This window comes from Ignavibacteriota bacterium, assembly GCA_016713565.1.
Classification (GTDB): Bacteria; Bacteroidota; Ignavibacteria; order Ignavibacteriales; family Melioribacteraceae.
In genome coordinates this window covers 1-24906 of the sequence record JADJOX010000006.1, presented here as the reverse complement: position 1 = coordinate 24906, position 24906 = coordinate 1, and the positions used below count along the sequence as shown (strand labels likewise).

The window sequence follows — 24906 nt, the reverse complement described above, 5'->3', positions numbered from 1 at the left end:
CCATTAAAAGCATACATTATGATGTATGCTTTTTTTTTAGAGGATGTTATGGACGAAATTATTGTAAAGCAAATCACCGTTAAAGAAATTAAAAATTTTTTAAAACTTGCTTTTAACATTTATAAAAACGATCCGAATTGGGTTCCGCCTCTTTACATGGATAAATTGAAAATATTAAACAAATATAAAAATCCTTTTTTTAAAGACGGCAATAATGATATGGAATTGTTTATTGCCTATATAAATAATGAACCCGTTGGCAGAATTGCCGCAATTAAAAATGTAACCCATAATGAAGTTCATAACGATAATGTCGGTTTTTTTGGATTTTTTGAATCTATTAACAATCAGCAAGTTGCAAATAAACTTTTAGATACTGCTAAAGATTGGCTGAAGAAAAATGGTTTTTCCGCAATGCGCGGACCGGCAAATCCCACGGTAAATGACGAGTACGGACTTTTAATTGATGGTTTTGATGATACACCCAGATTATTAATGACTTACAACCCAAAATATTATTTAGATTTATTTGATAATTACGGATTAAAAAAAGCTAAAGATCTTTATGCTTATGATATTCAGAATTCCGAAATGAGTAAAAATGAAAAAATAAAAAGAGTAGCTGAGATTGTTAGAAAACGTTATAACATTACTATTCGTTCGGTTGATATGAAAAATTTTCAACATGAATTAGATATATTTAAAATGGTCTATAATAAATCTTGGGCTGCAAATTGGGGATTTGTTCCGATGTCAGATGCTGAAATTGATGCGGCTGCAAAAGACTTAAAACCACTTATTAAACCGGATTTTGTATTTTTTGCGGAAATAAATGGTGAACCAATTGGTGCTGTTTTAGCCATGCCGGATTACAATCAAATATTCAAAACAATGAAAGGTCGTTTGTTCCCTCTTCAATTTTTGAAGTTATATACTCAAAAGAAGAAAATGACCTGGGCTCGTATTATTACACTTGGCGTTATTCCAGAACACAGAAATAAAGGAATAGACGGACTTTTATATTATGAATGCTTAGTAAGAGCCGCAAAAAATGGTATTTATCAGGGCGAAGCAAGCTGGATTCTTGAAGATAACCTAATGATGAACCGCGGTGCTGAAACTATGAACGGCCGAATCTATAAAAAATACAGAATTTACGAAAAAGAAATTTAATCCATTATTCCCTGTTCATATGTCGAGATATGCGAAGGGTCAATCTTTTTCAATAATTTGAAAATTGATTTATCCGGATAATCTTTTAGATTCGCGTATATTTCCTTATGTTTTGTATCAAAAAATACCTTTAGCAGTAAATTCATTCTTCCAATTTTATCGTAAATTCCGTCCAAATCATTAATTAATTTCACAATATTCTTGGTTCCTTCAGCTTTATCATCTGCCATCAAATCTAGACCGTTATAATGATAATCATAAAAATCTATTCTGAATTGATGAAAATTTGACCTTAATAAATCATCAACCAAACCTCTTTTATTATACGCTGAAGTTTCTATTGCCCATCCTTTTGAAAATGTGCTGTTTGAACCTAAAATCGCAATATCTGAAGCTTTGGTGTAAAATTCATTTCCTGCAAGTGGCTGATAAGAATCCATATCTAAACCAATTATTAAAAACGCGTAATAATCCAACAAGCTTACCAACGGGTTAAACTCAGATGGATTAAAATACATAGATTGGTTTTTTTCATAATTAAAACTTATGTTATTATCCTGCACTTTGAGCATCAGCGATTTTGTTTCCGAATTGTAAACATCTCTGCTGCTTGTTATAACGGCTTGCGCGTTATAAGTATTTTCACTGGAAGATGTAAAAAACAGTTGAAAATTGCACTCAATCCTTTCCCCTTGCCAATCGTCTCCGGTAAATTTATTATTGTTCAAATAATCTTGAAGAATTTGCGCAAAATCTTCTAAATTGTCTTTGCCAAGCGATTCAAGTTTTTCTGTATTGATTGTAACTTTTGCGTTAAGCTCTTGCGCTGAAATATACCCGGCGAATAAAAACGCCAATATAAATGTTAACTTCTTCATTTTTTTACCCATTAAAAAGAATTTTCTATTTGAAAATAATTATTTGGATTTACTATATCAATATTTTAATTCATAGATAAATTTATTTACAGATCAGGCTGCTTACAATATTTTCCCAAAAAAGTTTCAAATGACTTTTATTATTGAAAAATTAATTATATCTTAAAAATTACAATTAGAAAGTAACCATTACTTAATCTTTTATATTTTGATGAATAGAATAAAGATTATAATATTTGCATCAATTTTATTTAACAATTTTATTTCAGGTCAGTTAGATCCCGGCGCAAAACAAATTTCTCTTTCACATTCCGATATTGCATTCTCCAACGATGTATTTTCTTTGTTTACAAACCCATCAGGATTAGCCAAAATACCTTCAAGTCAATTTGGTATTTATTATTCTCCTTCTCCATTTGGGATTAAAGAAATGGCAAACGCGTACTTAGCATTCAATCAAACAACCGATCTCGGCAGTTTTGCGGTCGGATTATTGAACTATGGATTTAACTTATATAAGGAAAATAAATTCTACTTAGGTTATGGTAATAATTATAACGAAAAATTTTATTACGGATTCTCAGCATATTATGAATCAATTGCAATTAAAAATTATGGTAATGTTAATTTCTTCAATATTTCGATCGGAGGCAGTTATTCGCTTTCAAAAGAGTTGTTTTTGGGATTTGCAATAAATGATATTTTAAGAAATAAAGAATATTCCCCAAACTCGGCATCAGTTAGGAGCGGAATTTCTTATATGGTTTTGAAAAATTCCGTAGTGCATTTTTCAATTTTCAAACAACTTAACTTTCCCGTATCTGTTTGTTCAGGTATCGAATACGATATTATAAAATACTTTTCATTAAGATTTGGAGTGCAAAATAATCCGGATAAATATTCCGCCGGAGCCGGAATAAATTATTCAATATTCAAAGTTGATTATGCGGTAAATCAGCATAAGGATTTGGGTCTAACACATCAATTAGGAATTCTTATAAATTTTTAATATAAAATTTAAATATTATCTAATAATAATAATTTCATTTAGTTCACAAATTTTCTTAGCGCAAACAGATACTTCGGATATGATGGATTCTGATATTTTTGACTTGCTTGAAAATTTAACCGATGAAAATGAAGATTTGGAATATTATGAAATTTTGGAAAACCTTATTCAGGATAAAATTGATATAAATAAAGCTTCAGAAAGAGATCTTTTACAAATTCCATTTTTAACTCAGCAAGACGCAAAGGAAATATTAAAAACCAGAAAAATTTTAAAAGAATATTCATCATTCAATGACTTCCAATTTATTAAAAACGTTAACCCGGATTTAATCTTACTGCTGAAATTATTTGTAAAAATTATTTCAAAAGAAAATGCAAGAACTTCACATTCTTTAATTTTTAGATCAAGAATTTTAAATGAACTGCAGGAACGTAAAGGTTTTACTGACAATAAATTTATCGGCAATAAACTTAAAACCAATAACAGATTAAAAGCAAAACTTAATGATTTTTCTACCGGAATTATTATTGAAAAGGACGCCGGAGAAACTTCTTATGCCGATCATTATTCCGGTTACTTTTCTTTTATGGGAAATGGATTATTGAAACATATCATTGCCGGCGACTATATGGTTGAATTTGGACAAGGTCTTACCTTATGGAGTCCTTATTCAATTTCAAAAAATGCCGAAGTATCAAATAATATTAAAAAACAAAGATTTATTATTCCCCATTTATCGGCAGATGAAAATAATTTTCTAAGAGGAATTGCCTTCCACTCAAATTTAAATTTTTTGGAATTGGGAGCTTTTTATTCTTATAATAAAATTGATGCATCTCTAGACAATATGGGAAACATAAGCAGTATTTTGCAATCCGGTCATCATAGGACTGAAAATGAAATTAATAATTTTAACAATGTAAATTTGCAAAATTACGGGGCATTTCTAAGCTATAATTTAAATTCAAATATAAGTCTTGATTTTCTGCACTTTGGAAATATTTTTGAAAATAACATAGTAATGAAGAACAGACCGTATCCTAATGGAAAAAAATTTTCATATTCCGCAGTAAGTTATAACTTGTTTTTTAACGTCCTTAATGTTGCTGGAGAAATATCAAAATTTGAAAATGCAGCAGCATTTATAAACAATATATATTTTAATTTCTCAAAAGCTCTGCAATTATCAGTTTCATATAGAAATTATAACAAAGAATATTTTAGCTTTTTTGCTTCTGGTTTCGGAGAGAATTCCAATACAAATAGTGAAAAAGGATTTTATTTCGGGATAAAATCAAATACGGAATTTGGTAAGGTAAATTTTTATTACGACATTTTTTCATTTCCCTTTTCAAATAATTTAATAGGCTTTAATTCTACCGGTGATGATGTATTGTTAACTCTTGAACGAAAAATCTTTTCCGCTTTAAAGGTGAACTTCAAATTAAAAATTGAAAATAAAGAAATGTTATTTGAAAATAATTACAAAGAAAACATTGGTCAATATTCTAAAACAAATTACAGATTGTCATTTGAGTATAATGTTTCGAAAACAATATATGGCAGGAGCAGAATTGAGCTGATGCAGTATAAGGAATTCTCAAATAAAGAAAACGGATTTTTAATCTATCAGGACGTAAAATTAAAATTGGATGAAAAATTATTTTTAAGTTCAAGATATATTTTTTTTCAAACCGATTCGTACAATTCCAGAATTTATGAATTTGAAAATGATTTATCGGGAGTATTTAGCAATAACGCGTTATTTGGTGAAGGATTTAGATTTTACTTTTTAATTCAGTATAAAATCTTTCACAATGTAAATCTTTCAATTAAATATTCAGATACATTTAAGCCGAACGAAACATCACTTGGTTCAAGCTATTCGGAAATTATCGGAAACGTTGATAATAAATTAAGCTTGCAGTTTGACTTAACTTTATAGTTAAATATACTGTTAAAATTTTTACAATTATTCAACATACCTCAACAATTCTTGCTTAATAATATAAGACTCTCTAAGTTTACACATACTTTTTTCTAAAATAATTTTTTAAAGGATATTACATGAGAACAATTGTATCAATGCCTGGAGACGGAATTGGTAAAACAGTTTTACCAGAATCAATTAGATTATTGGAAGCGGCAGGTTTTAAAGCAAATTATGTTCATGGTGATATTGGTTGGGAATTTTGGCAAAAGGAAGGAAATGCTCTTCCCCAGCGAACTATAGATTTATTGCAGGAACACAAAATCGGATTATTCGGCGCAATAACAAGTAAACCAAAAGACGCTGCCGATGCTGAACTTGATCCTTCGCTTAAAGGAAAAGGTTTTGTTTATTTCAGTCCTATTGTTGGTCTTCGTCAACATTTTGATTTGGATATTTGTATTCGTCCATGCCAATCGTTTAAAGGAAATCCGCTTAACTTTATTCGGAAAGACGGCAAAGGTGGTTTTGAAGAACCGATTGTTGATACTGTTATTTTCCGTCAAAATACAGAAGGAATGTATGGCGGTATTGAATGGACAAATCCTCCAAAACAAGTTAGAGACGCACTTGAAACTCATCCTAAAATGAAGAATTTTAAAGAAGTACCCAGTGAAGAGATAGCGATTTCAACTAGAATAGTTACTAAAAAATATACCGAAAGAATTATAAGAGCCGGTTTTGAATATGCAAAAAAATTCGGTTATAAAAATGTTACTATTTGTGAAAAACCAAATGTTTTAAGAGAAACTTCTGGCATGTTTATGAAGCTGGGAAAACAGATAGCTAAAGAATATCCGGGAATTGAATTATGGGATACAAATATTGACGCTCAAATGATGTGGCTTACAAAAAATCCCGAAAATTATGGAGTAATTGTTTCAGAAAATATGTTTGGTGATATTATAAGTGATGGTTTTGCAGGATTAGTCGGTGGCTTAGGTTTTGCTTGTTCTGCCAACCTTGGAGAAGAAGTCGCAGTTTTTGAGCCGACTCATGGTTCTGCTCCTAAATATCAAGAATTAAATCCTAGTATTGTAAATCCTATAGCAATGTTTTTGAGCGCTTGTATGATGCTTGATTATATTGGAGAAAAAGAAATTGCCGATAAAATTAGAAAAGCAATTGCTGAAGTAATAAAAGAAGGAAAAGTTAAAACATATGATATGATGAAATTACGCGGAGGTGCCGATGTATTTGGTAAAGGAGCATGCACAACGCAAGAAATGACAAATGAAATAATCAACAAGCTATAAAAACTCAAAAGTGAAAAGGCAAAAATAAAACAATGTCGAGGCTTAATCACAATAAACTTGAAGTTTATATAAAATCCAGTGAGTTGGTAAAATTAGTTTATCAGCTCACTAATTTTTTCTCGAATTCAGAATTGTATGGTTTAACTTCACAAATAAGAAGATCAGCTATATCCGTTATTTCAAATTTATCTGAAGTTGCTTCGAGAAAATCAGAACTTGATAGAAAAAGATTTTATGAAATTTCCCGTTCATCTTTTGTTGAATTAGATACTCAAATTGAAATTGCATTTTCACTTGGATTTATAAATCCGATTCTGAAGAATTAAATAAGTTATTTAATGAAGTTTTTGCAATGTTATCAAAAATGGTAAAGTGATTTTAATAACTTTTGCCTTTTTACTTTTCACTTTTACGGAGTAATCTATGCGCGATAAAATTAAAAATATTTGGCCGGAAATCGAACTTATTAAAGATCAGGAAATAAAAGAAAAAACATATAAATGTTGGGAATATGCAATAGAAAATTCCCCCCTTGAACCGGAAGATCTTGAAAAAATTCCTTTCAGTTTATTGATAGATAATTGTGATATTACATTTATGAATCATAAACGAACAGCTGTACATCTATCGATTGATATTGCAAAACGAATGGAAGAAAATTTTAAAATGAAAATTAATTGGGATTACTTAATATCCGGAGCAATTCTTATTGATGTGGGAAAACTTTTAGAATATGAAATTAAAGATGGGAAATTAGGTACAAGTCGGGATGGTAAATTATTACGTCATCCATTTAGCGGAGTTTCAATTGCAGACCGATTTGGATTGCCTTTTGATATTCAGCATATAATTGCATATCATTCAAAAGAAGGTGACTTGGGAAAAAGAAGTATAGAATCAATAATAGTTCATCATGCTGATTTTGTTAGTTTCGAGCCATTTCAAGATGCTAAAAGATTGAATGTGTAGATGTGAAATGTGAAACTGAAATTGAAAAAGTAATAGTACAATTAAGAAAAATAATTTAACTACTTGCGAAAAGAAGTACAATTCACAATTTCTGTTTCCTCAAACATTGATTTAGGCTATGCTCGTAAGTCTAAAAATGAAGCAAAAGATTTTAAATATCGCCAGATATTCATTGATTGAAATTGATGCTCAAATTACAATTTGCATAAAATTGAATTACATTAAAAAGATGAAATTTGGGAAATAAGTGATTTATGAAATCATACAATTGCACTAATTTCAAAATTGACTTTTTCCTTTAAATAATTTTTTCGTTTCAACGTCTCAACGTTTTAACAATTTTACGGAGTTTTTATGAATCAAAATCTAATTGAAAAAATAGTTCAAAAATTTGCAGTTGGATTGGAAGAAAATCAAAAAGTACAAAGTGGCGATATACTTTCCATAAAACCGGCTTACGTAATGACACACGATAACACCGGAGCTGTAATTCCAAAATTTAAATCAATAGGTGCGACAAAACTATCAAATCCTCGACAAGTGGTTCATACTCTTGATCATAATATCCAAGACAAAACAGAAGCAAATTTGGAAAAATATAAAAAGATAGAAGATTTTTCTAAATCTGTCGGTGCCGATTTTTATCCGGCCGGACGTGGAATTGGTCATCAAATTATGTGCGAAGAAGGATATGCTTGGCCTGGAACAGTTGTGGTCGCTTCCGATAGCCATTCGAATATGTACGGCGGACTTGGAGTTTTAGGAACGCCTGTTGTGCGTACAGATGCTGCCGGAATTTGGGCAACGGGAAAAACATGGTGGGAAATTCCTACTATTGCAAAAGTTGAACTTAAAGGAAAACTAAATAAAGGTGTTGTAGGCAAAGATCTTATTATCGCGCTTTGCGGATATTTCAATAACGATGAAGTACTTAATTTTATTATTGAATTTAGCGGTGATGGCATAAAAGAATTAAATATTGATCAGCGTTTAACTATTGCAAATATGACAACTGAATGGGGCGCGCTTGGCGGTGTATTCCCTATTGATGAAGTTACAATAAAATGGCTGGAAAATAGAGCAGAGTTTATAAAAAAACGCGGATTAGCCGGTGTAACTTCTGATATAGATGGGAACGGTGAACATCCAAGATTAAACAAAATAAAAATTGATGAATTAAAATCGCAAATGCCTGATTTAAAACCAGATTCAAACGCTTATTACGCAAAAGAACTAATTATTGATTTGAGCACAATTCAGCCAATGGTTTCCGGTCCTAATTCCGTTAAAGTAATGAATTCAACTTCAGTACTAAGCGAGAAAAATGTTGAAATTCATAAAGCATATTTGGTCTCATGTGTTAACAGCAGGTTAGATGATATTTCCGAAGCCGCTAATATTTTAAAAAATAAAAAAATTGCGGAAGGAGTAAAATTCTATATTGCAGCAGCATCAAGTGAAGTTCAAGCAGAAAGCGAAAAACGAGGTGATTGGCAAGCGCTGATTGCAGCCGGAGCAATCCCACTTCCACCAGGTTGCGGACCATGCATTGGCTTGGGAACAGGATTGCTTGAAGATGGTGAAGTTGGAATTTCAGCAACAAATAGAAATTTTAAAGGACGTATGGGTTCGGCAAATGCGCAAGCTTATTTAGCCTCACCGGCTGTAGTTGCTTATTCTGCGCTCAAAGGCAAAATAGATTTTGAATGGAATGATCAAAAAGAAATAAAAGCCGAAATTAAAACAAATAAACCCAAAACTCGTGAAGCGGTAAAAGTTAAAATCATTGAAGGGTTTCCTGAAAAAATTGAAGGCAATTTGCTGTTTTGCTATCAGGATAATTTAAATACAGATGGAATTTATCCAGGCAAATATACATATGTTGATGATTTCAAGCCTGAAGATCAAGCTTTAGTTGCGATGGAAAATTATGATCCCGAATTCCAGCAAATCGCGAAAATTGGGGATATACTTGTCGGCGGATATAATTTTGGAACCGGAAGTTCTCGTGAACAAGCCGCGACAGCTCTTAAATATAGAGGAATTCAATTGGTAATTGTTGGTTCCGCAAGTCAGACTTATAAACGAAACGCATTGAATAACGGATATCTTGTAATTGAAATTCCAGAGTTGGTCGATGAATTAAAAAATAAATTCGGACAAAAAAAATTGACCGTTAATACCGGCATTGTTAGTCAAATAGATTTTGTTAATTCAGAATTGTGTTTTAATAATAAAAATTATTCATTCGCGCCAATTGGAACCGCCGCGCAAGAATTAGTTGTTACCGGCGGATTAGAAAATTGGATTAAGAAAAATTTATAAATTTTATTTAAGGATCTGAAATGAAAAATATTTTAAGAAAATTTAATTTTGCATTCTTCATTTTTCACATTTTAATTTTAACAAATTTTATAAATGCTCAAACCGAAGAATTTACTTTCGTATTTGCAACGGATATTCATATTCAAAAAGAAAGAAATGGAGATAAGGGATTTAAGAAAGCAATTGAAGAAATAAATAAGCTTAATCCTGACTTTGTTGTTACCGGCGGTGATTTGGTAATGGACGCATTAGGTGTAAGTTATAATAGAGCTGATAGTTTGTTTAATTTATATATGGAAACTTGTAAAGAATTAAATATGCCAATCCATAATACAATTGGAAACCACGATATTTTGGGTTGGTACGAAAAAAGCAATATTGCTAAAACGCATCCGGAATTTGGCAAAAAAATGTTTCAAAATAGAATTGGGAAAACTTATTATTCATTTGTTCACAAAGGCGTAAAATTTATAATTCTTGATTCAATTGAAGAAGTTCCCGAAGGAAATGGATATTTCGGATTTATAAACAATGAACAGCTTGAATGGTTAAAAACTGAAATTGCCGGTATCGATAAAGCTATGCCTATAATAATTTCAACTCATATTCCTCTTTATACTATGTACTCACAAATGGCAATAGGATCAATGGCCGCAAATGATCGCGGACTTGTAGTTGAAAACTCCAAATCTGTATTAGATTTATTAAAGGATCATAATTTAAAATTAATTCTACAAGGACATTTGCACGCATATGAAAATCTTAATTTAATGGATAGATTCAATATTATTACAGGCGGAGCAGTTTGCGGCAGATGGTGGCTTGGACCAAATGAAGGAATGGAAGAAGGATTTCTACTAGTAAAAGTTAAAAAGGACAAAATTGAAGCTGAGTATTTTGATTACGACTGGCAAATAAAATAAGCTAAATATAAAAATCCCCTCTTTTAAGGGGATTTTTTGTGTTTAAACAAAAGCTGTCATACTTAAATTTATTCATTCAACATCTTTTATTATATTAAATTTAACATTGCAAATCACTTTTCTTTCAATCAAAAATTTATGTGTTTTATTCGATAATAATTATGTAATTTTTATTTAATAATTAAGTCCAGTATACTGATGTTAATTAAAATCACAAAAAGCATATTTTTCTATTTACCCTATCTCAACTTCCCAAAGTTATATCAAACTAACTGGCGAAATAATTAATTTTTAAATTTAAAATAAGGAATTCTAGTTATGGGAAAATCCATTTCTCGTATACTATCCGAATATTCTGTCGGATTAAAATATGTAGATTTACCTGAAGATGTTATAAATGAAGTCAAACGATATATATATGATTCAATAGGATGTGCATATGGTGCAAAAAATACAAAAGATGTAAACATTATTAGAGAAATATACAACGATATAGGCGGTAAAGAAGAAGCTACTGTAATTGGCTTTGGCGAAAAATTACCAGCGGTTAATGCAACATTAATTAATTCACTAATGATAAGAGCATTGGATTTTAACGATATTTATTGGAAAGATGATCCATCACATCCATCCGATATTATTCCCGCTGCGTTTTCTGTGGGCGAGCTTGTAAACGCTTCAATGAAAGATGTAATTGTGGCTATTGTTTTAGCTTATGAATTTGAACAAAGATTATGTTTGTTTGCAAAACCGGGGGTTCGCGAACGCAAATGGCACCATGCCACTTTAACACAATTTGTATCACCAATTGTTGCCGGTAAATTATTAGGATTAACCGTTGATGAAATGGTAAACGCAATTGGGATTAACGGTTCGCATAATCATACAATTGGATGTCCTACTGCCGGCAAATTAACAATGATGAAAAATACTGTTGATCCAATGGCTGTGCAGTCAGGAGTTTTTGCGGCACTAATGGCGAAGAAAGGATTTTCGGGAACGGAAAAGGTATTTGAAGGTAAAGAAGGATTTATGGACTCGTTTATTGGGTGGAACGCTAAAGAAGAAATTCTTAATCCTACAGAAATGAAAGGACGAGATGGAATTTCAAAATGGAGTTGGGATGTTGATGCATTAGTAGGAAATTTGGGAAAAGAATTTAAAATTTTAGAATGCGGAATGAAAGCTTTTCCAACTGAAGCTTTAACACACACTCACATATCATGCGCAATAAAAGTAATGACGGAATTTAATTTGGATTATAAAGATATAGAAGAAGTTCGGGTAACCGCTTTTGCACAAGCTTATGATATCCTTTTTGATCCCGCAAAATACAGACCGGAATCCCGTGAAACTGCCGATCATTCTCTTCCCTACTGTTTAGCCGCGGCAATTGTTGATAAAAAGATAACGACAAATTCTTTCAGTGAAGAAAAATTAAAAGATCCAAAAATTTATGAAGTGATCGATAAAATAAAAGGCGAACCTTCCATTGAATTTGAAAAAATGTTTCCGGCAAAACAACCTTCAAAGGTTGTGATAAAAACAAAAGACGGAAAAGAATATTCAGAATATTTAGAATATCCCAAAGGAAATCCAAAAGAACCAATGACAATGAATGATCTTCAAAATAAATTTAGCGGATTATCTTCTTCTTGGTTAAGCGAAAATAAACAAAATGAAATAAAAGATGTTATTTTTAATTGTGAAAATTTATCAGCAAGAGAATTTATGAATAAATTGATTGTTTAATATTCTAATAATTTTAAAAATTACCTAAATCAATAAATTCTTTGGTTAGTTTTACAAATAATAAATTATAAATTTGATTGGCATTGCTTTTAACAATTAAGCAATTTGTCAATTCAACAATTTAATGAGAGCTTTATGCAAAAATCATTCGCCGGTCAAAGAGGACCAAAAGTAAGATCAGATTGTTACATTGAAATTGAAATTACCGATAATGGTGGAATTACTATTGAGCTTAACAGCAAAGTTGAAGTCATGTACGGAAAATCTATTAGATCTTTGCTTAATGATTTGTGCATATTTTTTAAAATTAAAAACGCAAAAATTTTATTTGAAGATGCCGGAGCTTTGCCTTTTACAATTGCCGCAAGATTTGAATCTGCGGTAAAAAGATTTTATCCGGAGATTTCCGCCGAATTTCTTTTTCCAATAAATAAAAATAATCTTTATTCAACACTAAAAGACAGGTTAAGAAGAAGCAGATTGTATTTGCCCGGAAACGAACCTAAATTTTACCCGAATGCCGGATTACATTTACCTGACGGAATTATTTTAGATTTGGAAGACAGCGTTTCTCCTTCTGAAAAAGATACTGCCCAGTTGCTTGTAAGAAACACGTTGCGCACGGTTGATTTTTACGGTGCTGAAAGAATGGTGAGGATTAATCAATTACCCAAAGGTTTGGATGATCTAAAATACATTGTTCCAAATAATGTTAATGTAATTTTAATTCCAAAATGCGAATCTGCGGAACATGTGCTGGAAGTTGAAAAATCAGTTGACTCGCTTAAAAAAGAATTTAAAGTGAAAAATGAAATATTTTTTATGCCCATAATTGAAAGTGCTTTGGGCGTTGAAAAATCATATGAAATAGCTTCCGCTTCAATAAATAATTGCGCTTTAGCTGTCGGATTGGAAGATTATACAGCTGATATCGGCACTCAGCGGACAAGTGATGGTAAAGAAAGTTTTTATGCAAGAAGTCAAATTTTAAACGCGGCAAAAGCAGCTAAAATTCAAGCGATAGATACTGTTTTTTCTGATGTAAATGATATGGATGGATTACGGAAAAGTGTTATAGAAGCAAAGCAGTTAGGGTTCGAAGGAAAAGGCTGCATACATCCGCGGCAAATAAAAATTATTAATGAATCTTTCTTACCGGATGAAAAAGAAATTGAGAAAGCTAAAAAAATTGTTTTGGCATTTGATGAAGCTAAACAAAATGGCTTGGGAGTTGTGTCATTGGGCAGTAAAATGATTGATGCTCCGGTTGTTAAACGTGCCGATAAAACAATTAAACTTGCGGTAGAAAATAATTTGTTAGATAAAAATTGGAAATTAAATGAATTTAGTTAAAAACGCTGCCGGCAGATTGGTACCAACAACAGTTAATAAACGTACTGAAACCCCATTTAAGGGAATAGGTAAATTCAGACCAAAAGGATATAAATCCAAACCGCCAATCAGAACATGTATGGATTATCCCGATGATGGAAATAAATTAGTTTCAAGTTTGGAAGAAGCATTAAAAAAAGCTGGACTTAAAGACGGAATGACAATTTCCACACATCATCATTTAAGAAATGGTGATGTTCTTACAAATCAACTTTTTGATACAATTAAAAAAATGGGAATCAAAAATATTAGATGGTTTCCTAGTGCATCATTTCCTTGTCACCAGCATTTGATACAATATTTGGAAGATGGAACAATACATCATATTGAAGGAAGCATGAATGGACCTTTGGGAAAATTTACAACCGAAGGTAAAATGAAAGGTGTAGGAGTTTTGCGCTCACATGGCGGAAGATATCAATCAATTCAAGACGGAGAAGTTCATATTGATATTGCTGTTATTGCCGCCCCAACCGCTGATCCTTTCGGCAACGCGACCGGAGATCAAGGAAAATCTGCATGCGGACTTATAGGATTTGCGCTCGGTGATTCTGAATACGCGGATAGAGTAATTGTTGTAACAGACAACTTAATTCCATTTCCTTGCATACCTTGGCAAATTCAGGGAAACAACGTTGATTTTGTTGTTAAGACTGAATCTTTGGGTGATCCGTCAAAAATTGTTTCCGGTACTACAGAAGTTACAAAAAGTCCCGATAGATTATTAATTGCCGAATATGTTGCACAATTTTTAGAAGATGCAGGTATTTTAAAAGATGGTTTTTCATTTCAAGCCGGCGCGGGCGGGACCAATTTGGCTTTTGCTTTATTCTTAAAAGAAAAAATGAAAGCTAAAAGTATTAAAGCAAGATTTATTAGAGGCGGCAGTACAAAGTACTTAGTTGAAATGTTGGAAGAAGGTTTAACGGATTATATTTTAGACGGTCAAACTTTTGATCTGGAAGGTGTCAGATCGATGCATGAAAACGCAAATCATGTTAACACTTCGCCTTTTACAAGCTATAATTATCATGGTAAAGGAAACTTTGCTTCAATTTTAGATGCGGTTGTTTTGGGTGCTACAGAAGTTGATCTCGATTTCAACGCTAATGTTGTTACTCATTCAGATGGATATTTACTTCACGGCATCGGAGGCTGGCAAAATTGTTTGTTTTCAAAATGTACCATTTTGGCAATTCCATCATTTAGAGATAGAATTCCCGTTATTGTAGATAAAGTTACTACTTTGTGCGGACCTGGAGAATTAATAGATGTAATTGTAACCGAACGCGGTATTGCAATAAATCCTAAAAGAAAAGATTTGATTGAAGCTGTAAAGAATACTAAATTACCAATAAGGACTTTAAAAGAAATTTACAACGAAGTTAATGATATTTGCGGAGGAGTTCCGGCTAAACCAAAGGTAAACAATAAAAAAGTTGTCGCCGTAATTAAATGGGTTGATGGAACAATTTTGGACTCTGTTTTTCAAATAGTCGGTAATTAAGGAATTTGATATGGAAAAGTTAATTAAAAAAAATAAAAGTCGAGCGGTTGTAGTTTTAATATTATCGTTACTTGCGCTGACTTGGCAATTTATAAATTATATGGTAGTGTCTTCAATTCTAAAGGAATATACTGAAATTGGAACCTTTGAAGTTTATATGCTTTATTCCAGCTATATTATTTTCATTTTACTATTTATTTCCATTCTAATATTAATTTACTCTGTTTTTAGAGTAAGTATGAGGTACTCTTCATTACAGAAAAAAGAAGCTAAAAACAATTCACAACTTGATTCAAACCAAGTTAAACCAATTATATAATTAAATGAAAAAAATTGGCATCGCTTTCGGCTCAGGTGGAGCAAGAGGTTTAGCTCATATATTAATGGTCCAAGCCTTTGAAGAATTAGGGATAAAACCATCAATTATTTCAGGATCCAGCATAGGCTCAATAATTGGCGCTGCTTATTCAGCGGGATTAAGCTCAAAAGAAATGTATTCAATAGTTTTTGATATTCTAAGACATAAAAACGCGCGATTTTGGGAAATACATAAAAAGTCCGATATAACAAAAATGTTTAATTTAATAGATCCCAGTATTGCGACCGGAGGAATGTTAAAGGGTGATAAATTTATTAAAATCATTTCAAACACAATTAAGATAGATAATTTTAAGGATTTGAAAATCCCGTTAAAAATTGTCGCAACAGATTATTGGCAAAAGAAACAAGTAATATTGCGTCGCGGTGAACTTATTCCCGCGGTTAGAGCGAGCTATTCACTTCCAGGATTATTTGCTCCTGTGGTTTTAAATGAAAAATTACTCATTGACGGCGGAATGGTAAATCCATTACCTTACGATATTATTAAAGATAATTGCGATTTGACCATCGCGATAGATGTTTCGGCAAATAAAGTAAAAACAAATAATTACGCTCCTCCTGCTTGGGAAATTTTATTTTCGGCCTTTCAGATAATGCAAAATTCAATAGTTAATGAAAAACTAAAGCAGTCGCACCCGGATATTTTAGTCAAAATCGACATACAAAACGTAAGAGTTCATGAATTCTATAAAGCTGAAAATATATTTAAACAGACAATTCCATACAAAGATGAACTAAAATTCAAAATTGAAAAATTTTTAAAGCACAATTAATATAACTTGAAAATGTTACGACTTTTGGTTTATTTTAACTTCTTAAAGTCAAAAAAATCCTTCACATTTATAAATTATTTCTGAAAGGCAAGAATATTTAGGAAAGTCTTAATTTCACCGAAAAATAATTGCTGTTAACCGAAATCAATTAAGATTTATTTGCCGTTAATTTTATTTTTATTATAAATTATTTAAAATTTTAGACATGCTGTTATAACTATATTTAATTATCGAGAAATTTATGGAAGCAAACAAAGCCGATTTATCATCATTAAGAATTGACCGTTCAAAAAAAAATGTAAATCCCGAATTAAAAGGAAGAAATGTACGTTTTACAATTTATACCTTAATTGTAATTATAATTATTGCGGCGCTTTACTTTGGATGGAAAAATCTCACAACACCGGAAGTTGAAGTAAAATTGCAACGGCTGTTTTACAATCTAATGCTCAAAGCAATGCCGTACTCACTGCAAGCGGCTATGTTGTTGCACAAAGAAAAGCGGCAATAGCTTCAAAAGGAACCGGAAGATTAGTTTACTTAGGTGTAGTTGAAGGTGATAAAGTTAAAACTGATCAAATTATTGCACGACTTGAGAATAATGATATCAATGCTCAACTTGAACAAGCAAAGGCAAATTTAAAATTAAACGAAGCATCGCTGCTTGAAGCTGAAAATACTTTTAAAAGAGAAACTCAGTTATTTAATTCAGGATTATCAAGTCAATCCGCTTTGGATGCCGCGCAAGCAAATTATTATAAAGTCTTAGCGTCAATTGACGTTGCTAAAGCCACGGTTTTATCCGCAGAAGTATCAATGGAAAATACTGTTATCCGTGCTCCCTTTGATGGAACGGTTTTAACTAAAAACGCGGATGTCGGTGAGATTGTTGCGCCATTAGCTGCAAGCGTTAATTCTAAATCCGCGGTTGTTACAATTGCCGATATGACTTCGTTGCAGGTTGAAGCTGATGTAAGTGAATCAAATATCGAAAAAATTGAACCAAACCAAGACTGTCAAATTACTTTGGATGCTTATCCAAATGTAAATTATGCGGGTTATGTTGCCAAAATTGTTCCAACGGGAGATAGAGGTAAAGCAACGGTTATGGTAAAAGTCGGTTTTAAAAATTATGATAACAAAGTGCTGCCGGAAATGAGCGCAAAGGTTTTGTTTTTGAGAGATGCAATGAAATCTGAAATTGAAGAAAAAAAACCGAATTTAGTAATTCCAAAATCTGCAATTATGGAAAATACTGTATATAAAATTAGAGATACCAAAGCGTACAAAGTTAATATAACAACAGGTAAAGATTTTGGAACTTACATAGAAGTTACAAGCGGATTGCAAAGCGGCGATGAAGTTATTGAAAACTTAACTTCGGATATTAAAGAAGGTACAAAAGTAAAAATTAATAAATAAGGAAATGTGAGGATCACACATGTCAGACTTAATTCAAGTAAAAAACCTTTCCAAATCATACTGGAGAAACAGTTTAGAAATACCGGTTTTATCTAATTTAACGCTTAGCGTAAAAGAAAATGAATTCTTAGCATTAATGGGACCATCCGGTTCCGGTAAAACAACTTTATTGAATATTATTGCCGGAATTGACAGACCAACAAACGGAAGTGTGGAAATTGGCGGAACAGATATAGCGAAATTAAATGAATCCGCGTTGGCAAAATGGCGTTCATCCAACATTGGATTTGTATTTCAATTTTATAATCTTATTCCGGTGTTAACCGCTTTTGAAAATTTTGAACTTCCGCTTCTGTTAACAAAATTAACAAAAGCCGAAAGAAAAAAACACGTTGAAACGGCATTAACTATTGTTGGACTCGGAGATAGAATTTATCATTATCCAAAACAGCTTTCCGGAGGTCAAGAACAAAGAGTTGCGATTGCGAGAGCGATAGTTACCGATCCTTCACTTTTAGTTGCAGATGAACCGACCGGAGATTTGGATAAAAATTCTGCCGAAGAAATTTTAACATTAATGGAAAGATTAAATAAAGAATTTAACAAAACAATTGTTATGGTAACGCACGATCCTCACGCGGCTGATAGAGCAAGCAGATTACTGCATCTTGATAAAGGAGTTTTGTCAAACAACGGACAAAATTCATAGGAGGAATTGAAATGAAAGTTTTCAAATTAATTTTTAAAAACGCGTTAAGGCACAAACTAAGAAGCGCCTTAACTATTATTGGAATTGCGATCGCAATTATTGCTTTTGGATTGCTGAGAACGGTAGTTACAGTTTGGAATTCCGGTGTAGACGCGGCAAGCGCAAATAGATTAATTACGCGTCAAGCAGTTTCATTCATTTTTCCGTTGCCTGCTTCTTATCAAAATAAAATTGAAAGCATTAGCGGTGTAGTTAAAACTTCAGGAGCAAATTGGTTCGGCGGAGTTTACAAAGACAAGAATAATTTCTTTGCCAGAATGGCTGTTGATGATAAATATTTTGAAGTGTATCCGGAATTTTTAATTTCAAAAAATGAATTGGATGTTTATAAAAAGAATAGAAATTCGTGTATAATTGGAGCTGAAACCGCAAAACAATATAATATTAAAGTTGGTGATCAGGTTGTTTTAGACGGCGATATTTATCCCGGAAGATGGGAATTTATTGTTGCCGGAATTTACACTCCAAGAGATCAAAACACAGACGCTACACAAATGTTATTTCATTATGAATATTTAAATGAAAGAATGCTGCAAGAAAGTCCCGGCCGAGAAAATGAAATCGGTTGGTACATTATCCAAATTGACGAACCTAAAAATTCGGCAAAAATTTCCGCTCAAATAGATAATTTATTTAAGAACTCCACAGCGGAAACAAAAACTGAAACCGAACGCGCATTTACTCAGGGATTTGTAGCGGCGTCAAGCGCAATAATTACCTCAATGAATTTTATGTCTTTCGCGATTATTGGAATTATAATGCTGGTTTTGGCAAATACGATGATAATGGCGGCAAGGGAAAGAACGAGAGAATACGCAGTATTTAAAACACTCGGATTTTCCGCAAAACATCTTACAGGATTAATTTTAGGAGAGTCTTTGTTTATTTCATTTTTAGGCGGAGGACTTGGCTTATTATTGCTCTTCCCTCTTGTCGATGGATTTTCAAAAGCAATGCCCAAAGGATTTTTCCCTTATTTTTTTATTGAGCCGGTAACAATAATTTTGGCGGTTGTCGCTGTTCTTTTAGTCGGACTAATATCGGCGGCTTTTCCAATACAAAGAGCGTTAAGCACAAAAATTGTTGACGGATTTAGATATGTCGGTTAATTATATAATTCAAAGATCGAAATTGAATTTGATGAAATTTTTATGGAGTTAAAAATGGCTGTCCCTTATAAATACATGATCAAAAATTTTAAGACGCGAAAACTAACAACAATAATTACTATCGGCGGTATCGCGTTAGTAGTGTTTGTTTTTGCCGCTGTTTTAATGATGGCTTATGGAGTTGAAAAAACTCTTATATCAACCGGATCACCTGAAAACGTTAAAGTACAAAGAAAATCTTCACAAGGTGAAATTTCGAGTTTAATTGATGGTGATACGCAAAATATTATTAAATCACTTCCCCACATCGCAAAAGAAGCAAATGGAACTCCGATATTTTCTGCCGAACCAGTTGTAGTTATTAATTTAGATAAAAAAGGTGGCGGCGTCAGCAATATAACAGTTAGAGGTGTTTCTCCGGTTGTATTGGATTTGAGACCGCAGTTAAAAATTGTAGAAGGTAAAATGTTCAATCCATTATTACGGGAACTAATTGTAGGTAAATCCATAACGGATAAATTTGAAGGCGCGGAAGTTGGAAGCAAGATTAAATTTGCTGGAGATTATTGGTTAGTTGTTGGAAAATTTGAAGCGGACGGAAGCGGTTTTGAATCGGAACTTTGGGGCGATGCTTCACAGTTGTTAAATGCATTCAATCGCGGCAATACGGTTTCAACAATAACTCTTAAACTAGATAACATTAACAGCTTTGATGCCTTTAAGAGCTCATTTGCCGCGGATAAAAGATTACACGAATACGAAGTAATGTCCGAAAAAAGATTTTTTGAAATGCAGTCTGAAATCTTGGCAATGTTTATTAGAATATTGGGAACATTCATAACAGTGATTTTCAGCTTCGGAGCAATAATAGGAGCAGCAATTACAATGTATGCCGCGGTTTCCAATAGAACAATTGAAATCGGTACAATGCGGTCACTTGGTTTCAGCAGAAAAAGTATTTTAACGGTTTTTGTAACGGAAGCTTTATTAATTTCTTTAATAGGCGCCACAGTGGGACTTTTCCTCGCGTCATTTTTACAGTTAATAACAATCTCCACTTTAAACTGGAATTCATTTGCCGATCTTTCATTTTCATTTGCGTTAAACCCATCGATAATAATTTCATGTTTATTATTTGCAGCTTTAATGGGCTTAGTCGGAGGATTCTTCCCTGCAGTTAGAGCTTCAAGATTAAATATTGTTAAAGCTTTAAGAGGCGGATAGAAAAGATTAATATAATTTTTTGTAATTAGAATAGTATTTTATATATTTTCAATTCAAAATTTGAAATTCAGCTAAGGAGAGGTGGGTTAGTGGCTGAAACCAACGGTTTGCTAAACCGTCGTAGGGGTTAAACTCTACCGCGGGTTCGAATCCCGCCCTCTCCGTTCATATAAAAACAAAAACTTACAGACTCCCCAAAAATTAACACAAAAATTAAATTTTTGATATTTATATTATCATTTATAATGTTCTTAATATAATGATTTAAAATTGGTTAATTAAAATTTTTCTAATTTTTCTCTAAAAAACAAATTTTTATTTACTAAATTACCTTGAAAATAACTTTAAATCAATTATTTCTAATAAAATAAAAAATTTAATTTAGTTTTAGTTGAAAGTGTTATTAAAGGGAAAAAGGAAAAATTTCCGAAAAAAAAGGTTGAATCTGATGAAACAGATTTCCGGCCAGAATTAAATTTCACTTACAAACAATTTCCAGAACTTGTTAGAATGACTATAAGAAAACTAACAAACATGGTAAATAAATATGGCTTCTCCTCAGAAAGTTTTAAATTCCAAAATAAAAGAAAGTTAAATATTTTCAGCATTTTAGAAACTGAAAATCTTAGAGTATATTGTATCAGATTTAATGAATGTCTTATTATTCTTGGTGGAGGAGGAATTAAATTTAAAAAAAAATTATAAAGACGATCCAATTTAAATTACTCAGATGTCTGTTCTTGAAAATATTTCCATGATAATCGATAATAGAATAAATAAAGGTGAAATTTTAGTTAACAAGAAAAATATTTCTGGTAATTTAGAATTTGAATTACATGTTGATTATTAAATTAGGGTAAATATGAAAAAAAATATAATTGAAGAAATATTAAACTCCCCCCTTGAATGAAACTGATCGATTTATTGATCATAGCATGGCAATCGTAGATCAAATAAAATCAGAATTAGATAGAAAAAATGGAAAAGAAAAGATTTTGCTGAAGCTCTTGGAAAATATGAGTCAGAAATTTCAAAATTCTGAGCGGTGATCATAATTTTTCTATAAAAAGACTATTTCTAAAATTGAACAGGTTTTAGATACACAAATTTTATTTGTTAAAAAGAGCAGCCAATTATTTTTTCAACTAAATATATACATATTGCCAATACTCTTAATTCAGAATTTCGTATAAAGGAAGAACATTTTGAAAATCAAAATTATATTCCTAAAAAGTTAAAGAACATGGGAGTTGTTCAAGATGTCGAATTTGATTTCAAAGCTTAGTGTCACTTCAATTAAAACTATAGAATTCAATTCTAAAGTTCTATATCCAATTACTAAGAATATTGCTAAAGATATAAAGTACAAAGCAAATTTCAAAATTGATGTAAAAATTAGTATAGAAGAAAATATAATTGTTTTTGTTGTTACTTTGATCCTTAATTCAACTGAAATAAAAAATCTATTTAGTTTTAAACTTGTAGAAGAAATAACTTTTCTGTTTTGAAAATTGCGGATGAATTAAATATTTTGAATAATGAATTAGATCCTGTGAATGAAAATTATATATATTTGAATGATCAAGCGATTGCAATTTAGAGGAATTTTTAAAGAAAAACTAAGTGGATTTCCACTTAAAATCTTCAAATACCATATTCTGTAAATAGAACTGTTGCAAAAATAAAACCAGTGTATCAGAGAAAAAATCTAAAAATATTATTTAACATAAACTATATTTATCAAAAATAACTGTAAAATTTTAATTATAAATTACCTATTCTTTGCAATAAATAACTTTTTCGATTTGTTTTTCGGAAAGGTAATTTGATCAGATTTTATTAGAAGCGGCATTAAAAGCCGATGTAAGTAAAATCATGCCTAAAATTTAATATTCTACTAATGAAAATTATTAAATTATTATGTTTCACTGATAACTCAATTATTGATTATTTACCTTTTCTAATCCGGTAATTTATCAAATATTTTTCTTAAACCAAATTTGCACTAAGGAAATAATTGCAAATAAATTGAGAAGATCAATAACTAATCAATTTAATTATTGTTGGAAATTCTCATTTTTTATCATTTTGTAAAATCTTATTTTAGAATAATAATTTAATTCATGCTTATTTTGAATAAAGAAAGAATTATTCATAAAATTTAATATCAACTAACTCAAAATTTGATTCCTTTTTTGTTTTAATATTGCTACATAATTAGTTCTAATCATAGCTCCAAATCCATTTTGTGAATCAAAATATGAATCAATAGTATATGTTAATCCGTTCTTTTAATACTATATTCTATACTTGAATGTGTTGGAAATCAACTGTGGAAGGTGCTTTTAACATTGGTTCAATAAACATTTGAGCTGAGACATAAGCTTCAAATGAATTATTTGTTTCTGTCCAATCCTTACTTTCATGAGTTGCTAAATAGAATGCTATTATAACAATAATTAAAATAAAGAAAGTAACTATAACCTTTGCTCGGCTGAAACTTCATCTCGTTTAGGTTCCATTTCAAGCCTCAGATTTTCTTAAAGAAATAATTATTTTGGAATTAAAATAATTTCAAGGAATTCAATTATTATTTCATATAATTTATAAAAATCTTTATAAATTCAATAATTAATTATCTTATTTCTAATAATAATTTAATAAAATAAATTATATAAGTCCTAAGTTCTCTAGAACGAATATTTAATAACAATTACTTACAGATATTTTGCACAAATATTTTACAAACAATTATATAAAATTTCCCTAACTATCATTTTTTATCATTTATTCTGTAACATCTTCGATAAAACAAATACAATTTTCTAACTTAACCGCCGGAATTGATGTTCCATTTTCAAAAAATTCTGTGTTTCCGTTTTCGTCTTTTGTGCATTTATAACCAATACTTAAAGCTGTGGAATCTCTTTCAACTTGTTCAAAGAAATATACTTTGTCTTGGTTTCTAATTACTTTCTTTTCAAGTTTGCTTAATCTGTGATAAAATTCTCTACTCATTTTTTTACTCATTTAGTTTAGTGTTAATTTCTGTTTTTTATTAACCCGTTAAAACCCGTTATTTACAATAATTTAAATTATTAAGTTTAATTGCTGATTTCAAAAATCGTTATTATTCGTTATTTACAATAAATTAATTTAATATGTTATCAATTACGTAAATAGATTTTTTTAACGGCTCGTTTGATATTAGAATTCCATTTTTGCAAAATGTTAGCTTTCCGCTTTCATCTTTGATGCATTTAAAACCTATTTCGGAATCGACTGAATTTTTATCAACTATTTTGAAGAAAAATACATTGTCTTGATGTTTAAGAATACGCATTTTAATTTTGTTTAGTTTGTGGGTGAAATTCTCTGCTCATTTTATAACCTAATGTTTGTTAATAAATTGAATCAATAATTATTTTTGTGTATTAGTTCGCAGTCCGGTATTTGTATTTTATTATCATAATATTTGTAATTGCAATTTTCATCAATGGAATAAGTAAATCTTCTTTCTTTTTCTGATTCATTACTAAACACAATAACTCCGGAATATTTAGAATTCTTTTTTTCTAAATAGTTAATTCTGCTTTTAAATTTTTCTAACATAATTTTATTTTGCCTCTTCTAATTTCTGAAGTCTCAATTCAATATCTTCTAATGATTCAACTTTGTACAATTCAGCATATTTGATTAACAAATAAGCTAGTGTTTTTACTTTCTGATCAGTAATATTATTTTGTTGAAACTCATAAATTAGGTTTGCTAAAAATCTTCGAGCTGTTTTATATCTCTAATTTTTTTAGGTTTTCTCAAATGCATCTTTTTTGTTTCGATTTTCATAAGTTATTTTATTTATGTTTGCAAATAATTTTATTGAAAAATTGAGTTTATTTTTGATATAATTATTAAATTTCGTAATGCTTTAATTACCTTTTTAACTTGTAATCTTAACTCCAAATAATTATCTCGTAACTTTTTATATTCATTGATTAACCAAGGTTCTTTGCTTTCTACCTTTGGGAAATTTTTTAATGAATAATTACAA

The 24906-nt window shown here is 30.9% G+C and carries 24 protein-coding genes and 1 tRNA gene; 21 read left to right on the top strand and 4 right to left on the bottom strand.

Annotated features, from left to right (window positions below; all coding sequences use genetic code 11):
* Positions 1 to 48: 48 nt before the first annotated feature.
* Positions 49 to 1173: a GNAT family N-acetyltransferase gene (locus tag IPK06_06325; protein MBK7979609.1), complete on the top strand. Its 1125-nt coding sequence runs from the start codon at positions 49 to 51 to the stop codon at positions 1171 to 1173.
* Here the strand turns inward: IPK06_06325 and IPK06_06320 are convergent.
* Positions 1170 to 2051 carry a DUF4835 family protein gene (locus tag IPK06_06320; protein ID MBK7979608.1) on the bottom strand — a complete coding sequence of 294 codons (882 nt, stop codon included), beginning with the start codon at positions 2049 to 2051 and terminating at the stop codon, positions 1170 to 1172. The genes IPK06_06325 and IPK06_06320 overlap by 4 nt on opposite strands.
* A gap of 211 nt (positions 2052 to 2262) precedes the next feature.
* On the opposite strand from IPK06_06320, the gene IPK06_06315 reads away from it, so the two are divergent.
* The 20 genes from IPK06_06315 (at position 2263) to IPK06_06220 (ending at position 22363) form a co-directional block, all read left to right on the top strand.
* Entirely contained in the window at positions 2263 to 3060 is a 798-nt protein-coding gene (locus IPK06_06315) for a hypothetical protein (GenBank protein ID MBK7979607.1), read from the top strand.
* A 79-nt stretch (positions 3061 to 3139) separates the two neighbouring features.
* Positions 3140 to 5008 (top strand): helix-hairpin-helix domain-containing protein, encoded by a 1869-nt coding sequence (locus tag IPK06_06310; GenBank protein ID MBK7979606.1) that lies wholly within the window; start codon positions 3140 to 3142, stop codon positions 5006 to 5008.
* A gap of 122 nt (positions 5009 to 5130) precedes the next feature.
* The gene (locus IPK06_06305) at positions 5131 to 6309 is read left to right on the top strand and encodes an isocitrate/isopropylmalate dehydrogenase family protein (protein MBK7979605.1); all 1179 of its coding nucleotides are present in this window, start codon (positions 5131 to 5133) and stop codon (positions 6307 to 6309) included.
* Positions 6310 to 6341: 32 nt separating this feature from the next.
* A complete protein-coding gene (locus tag IPK06_06300; GenBank protein ID MBK7979604.1) occupies positions 6342 to 6635 on the top strand; it encodes a four helix bundle protein in 294 nt (97 codons plus the stop codon).
* Positions 6636 to 6732: 97 nt separating this feature from the next.
* Positions 6733 to 7278, top strand: coding sequence for an HD domain-containing protein (locus tag IPK06_06295; GenBank protein ID MBK7979603.1), 546 nt, complete (start codon positions 6733 to 6735; stop codon positions 7276 to 7278).
* A 136-nt stretch (positions 7279 to 7414) separates the two neighbouring features.
* Positions 7415 to 7525 carry a hypothetical protein gene (locus IPK06_06290; GenBank protein ID MBK7979602.1) on the top strand — a complete coding sequence of 37 codons (111 nt, stop codon included), beginning with the start codon at positions 7415 to 7417 and terminating at the stop codon, positions 7523 to 7525.
* Positions 7526 to 7632: 107 nt separating this feature from the next.
* Positions 7633 to 9603, top strand: coding sequence for a homoaconitase (lysF, locus tag IPK06_06285; GenBank protein MBK7979601.1), 1971 nt, complete (start codon positions 7633 to 7635; stop codon positions 9601 to 9603).
* A gap of 20 nt (positions 9604 to 9623) precedes the next feature.
* Positions 9624 to 10526 (top strand): metallophosphoesterase, encoded by a 903-nt coding sequence (locus IPK06_06280; protein MBK7979600.1) that lies wholly within the window; start codon positions 9624 to 9626, stop codon positions 10524 to 10526.
* A gap of 318 nt (positions 10527 to 10844) precedes the next feature.
* Entirely contained in the window at positions 10845 to 12278 is a 1434-nt protein-coding gene (locus IPK06_06275) for an MmgE/PrpD family protein (GenBank protein ID MBK7979599.1), read from the top strand.
* Positions 12279 to 12413: 135 nt separating this feature from the next.
* The gene (locus tag IPK06_06270) at positions 12414 to 13631 is read left to right on the top strand and encodes an HpcH/HpaI aldolase/citrate lyase family protein (protein MBK7979598.1); all 1218 of its coding nucleotides are present in this window, start codon (positions 12414 to 12416) and stop codon (positions 13629 to 13631) included.
* On the top strand, positions 13618 to 15177 hold the full coding sequence (gene citF, locus IPK06_06265) for a citrate lyase subunit alpha (GenBank protein MBK7979597.1): 1560 nt from the start codon (positions 13618 to 13620) through the stop codon (positions 15175 to 15177). Before IPK06_06270 ends, citF begins: the two co-directional genes overlap by 14 nt.
* A gap of 10 nt (positions 15178 to 15187) precedes the next feature.
* Positions 15188 to 15496: a hypothetical protein gene (locus IPK06_06260; protein MBK7979596.1), complete on the top strand. Its 309-nt coding sequence runs from the start codon at positions 15188 to 15190 to the stop codon at positions 15494 to 15496.
* A 4-nt stretch (positions 15497 to 15500) separates the two neighbouring features.
* Positions 15501 to 16331: a patatin-like phospholipase family protein gene (locus IPK06_06255; GenBank protein MBK7979595.1), complete on the top strand. Its 831-nt coding sequence runs from the start codon at positions 15501 to 15503 to the stop codon at positions 16329 to 16331.
* A gap of 241 nt (positions 16332 to 16572) precedes the next feature.
* Positions 16573 to 16842, top strand: a complete 270-nt coding sequence (locus tag IPK06_06250) for a hypothetical protein (GenBank protein ID MBK7979594.1) — start codon at positions 16573 to 16575, stop codon at positions 16840 to 16842.
* Entirely contained in the window at positions 16752 to 17753 is a 1002-nt protein-coding gene (locus tag IPK06_06245) for an efflux RND transporter periplasmic adaptor subunit (protein MBK7979593.1), read from the top strand. The genes IPK06_06250 and IPK06_06245 overlap by 91 nt, the downstream gene beginning before the upstream one ends.
* Positions 17754 to 17772: 19 nt before the next feature.
* Entirely contained in the window at positions 17773 to 18462 is a 690-nt protein-coding gene (locus tag IPK06_06240) for an ABC transporter ATP-binding protein (protein MBK7979592.1), read from the top strand.
* 11 nt (positions 18463 to 18473) lie between these two features.
* A complete protein-coding gene (locus IPK06_06235; GenBank protein MBK7979591.1) occupies positions 18474 to 19631 on the top strand; it encodes an ABC transporter permease in 1158 nt (385 codons plus the stop codon).
* A 54-nt stretch (positions 19632 to 19685) separates the two neighbouring features.
* A complete protein-coding gene (locus IPK06_06230; GenBank protein MBK7979590.1) occupies positions 19686 to 20855 on the top strand; it encodes an ABC transporter permease in 1170 nt (389 codons plus the stop codon).
* Between the two features lie 75 nt (positions 20856 to 20930).
* A tRNA-Ser gene (locus IPK06_06225) sits at positions 20931 to 21019 on the top strand.
* A gap of 1095 nt (positions 21020 to 22114) precedes the next feature.
* Positions 22115 to 22363 (top strand): hypothetical protein, encoded by a 249-nt coding sequence (locus tag IPK06_06220; protein ID MBK7979589.1) that lies wholly within the window; start codon positions 22115 to 22117, stop codon positions 22361 to 22363.
* Positions 22364 to 23642: 1279 nt separating this feature from the next.
* Here IPK06_06220 and IPK06_06215 read toward each other — a convergent pair.
* The 3 genes from IPK06_06215 to IPK06_06205 all read right to left on the bottom strand — a co-directional run bounded on the left by IPK06_06215 (position 23643) and on the right by IPK06_06205 (position 24467).
* On the bottom strand, positions 23643 to 23873 hold the full coding sequence (locus tag IPK06_06215; GenBank protein ID MBK7979588.1) for a hypothetical protein: 231 nt from the start codon (positions 23871 to 23873) through the stop codon (positions 23643 to 23645).
* A gap of 133 nt (positions 23874 to 24006) precedes the next feature.
* A complete protein-coding gene (locus IPK06_06210; GenBank protein MBK7979587.1) occupies positions 24007 to 24198 on the bottom strand; it encodes a hypothetical protein in 192 nt (63 codons plus the stop codon).
* A 71-nt stretch (positions 24199 to 24269) separates the two neighbouring features.
* The gene (locus IPK06_06205; GenBank protein ID MBK7979586.1) at positions 24270 to 24467 is read right to left on the bottom strand and encodes a hypothetical protein; all 198 of its coding nucleotides are present in this window, start codon (positions 24465 to 24467) and stop codon (positions 24270 to 24272) included.
* Positions 24468 to 24906 lie beyond the last annotated feature (439 nt).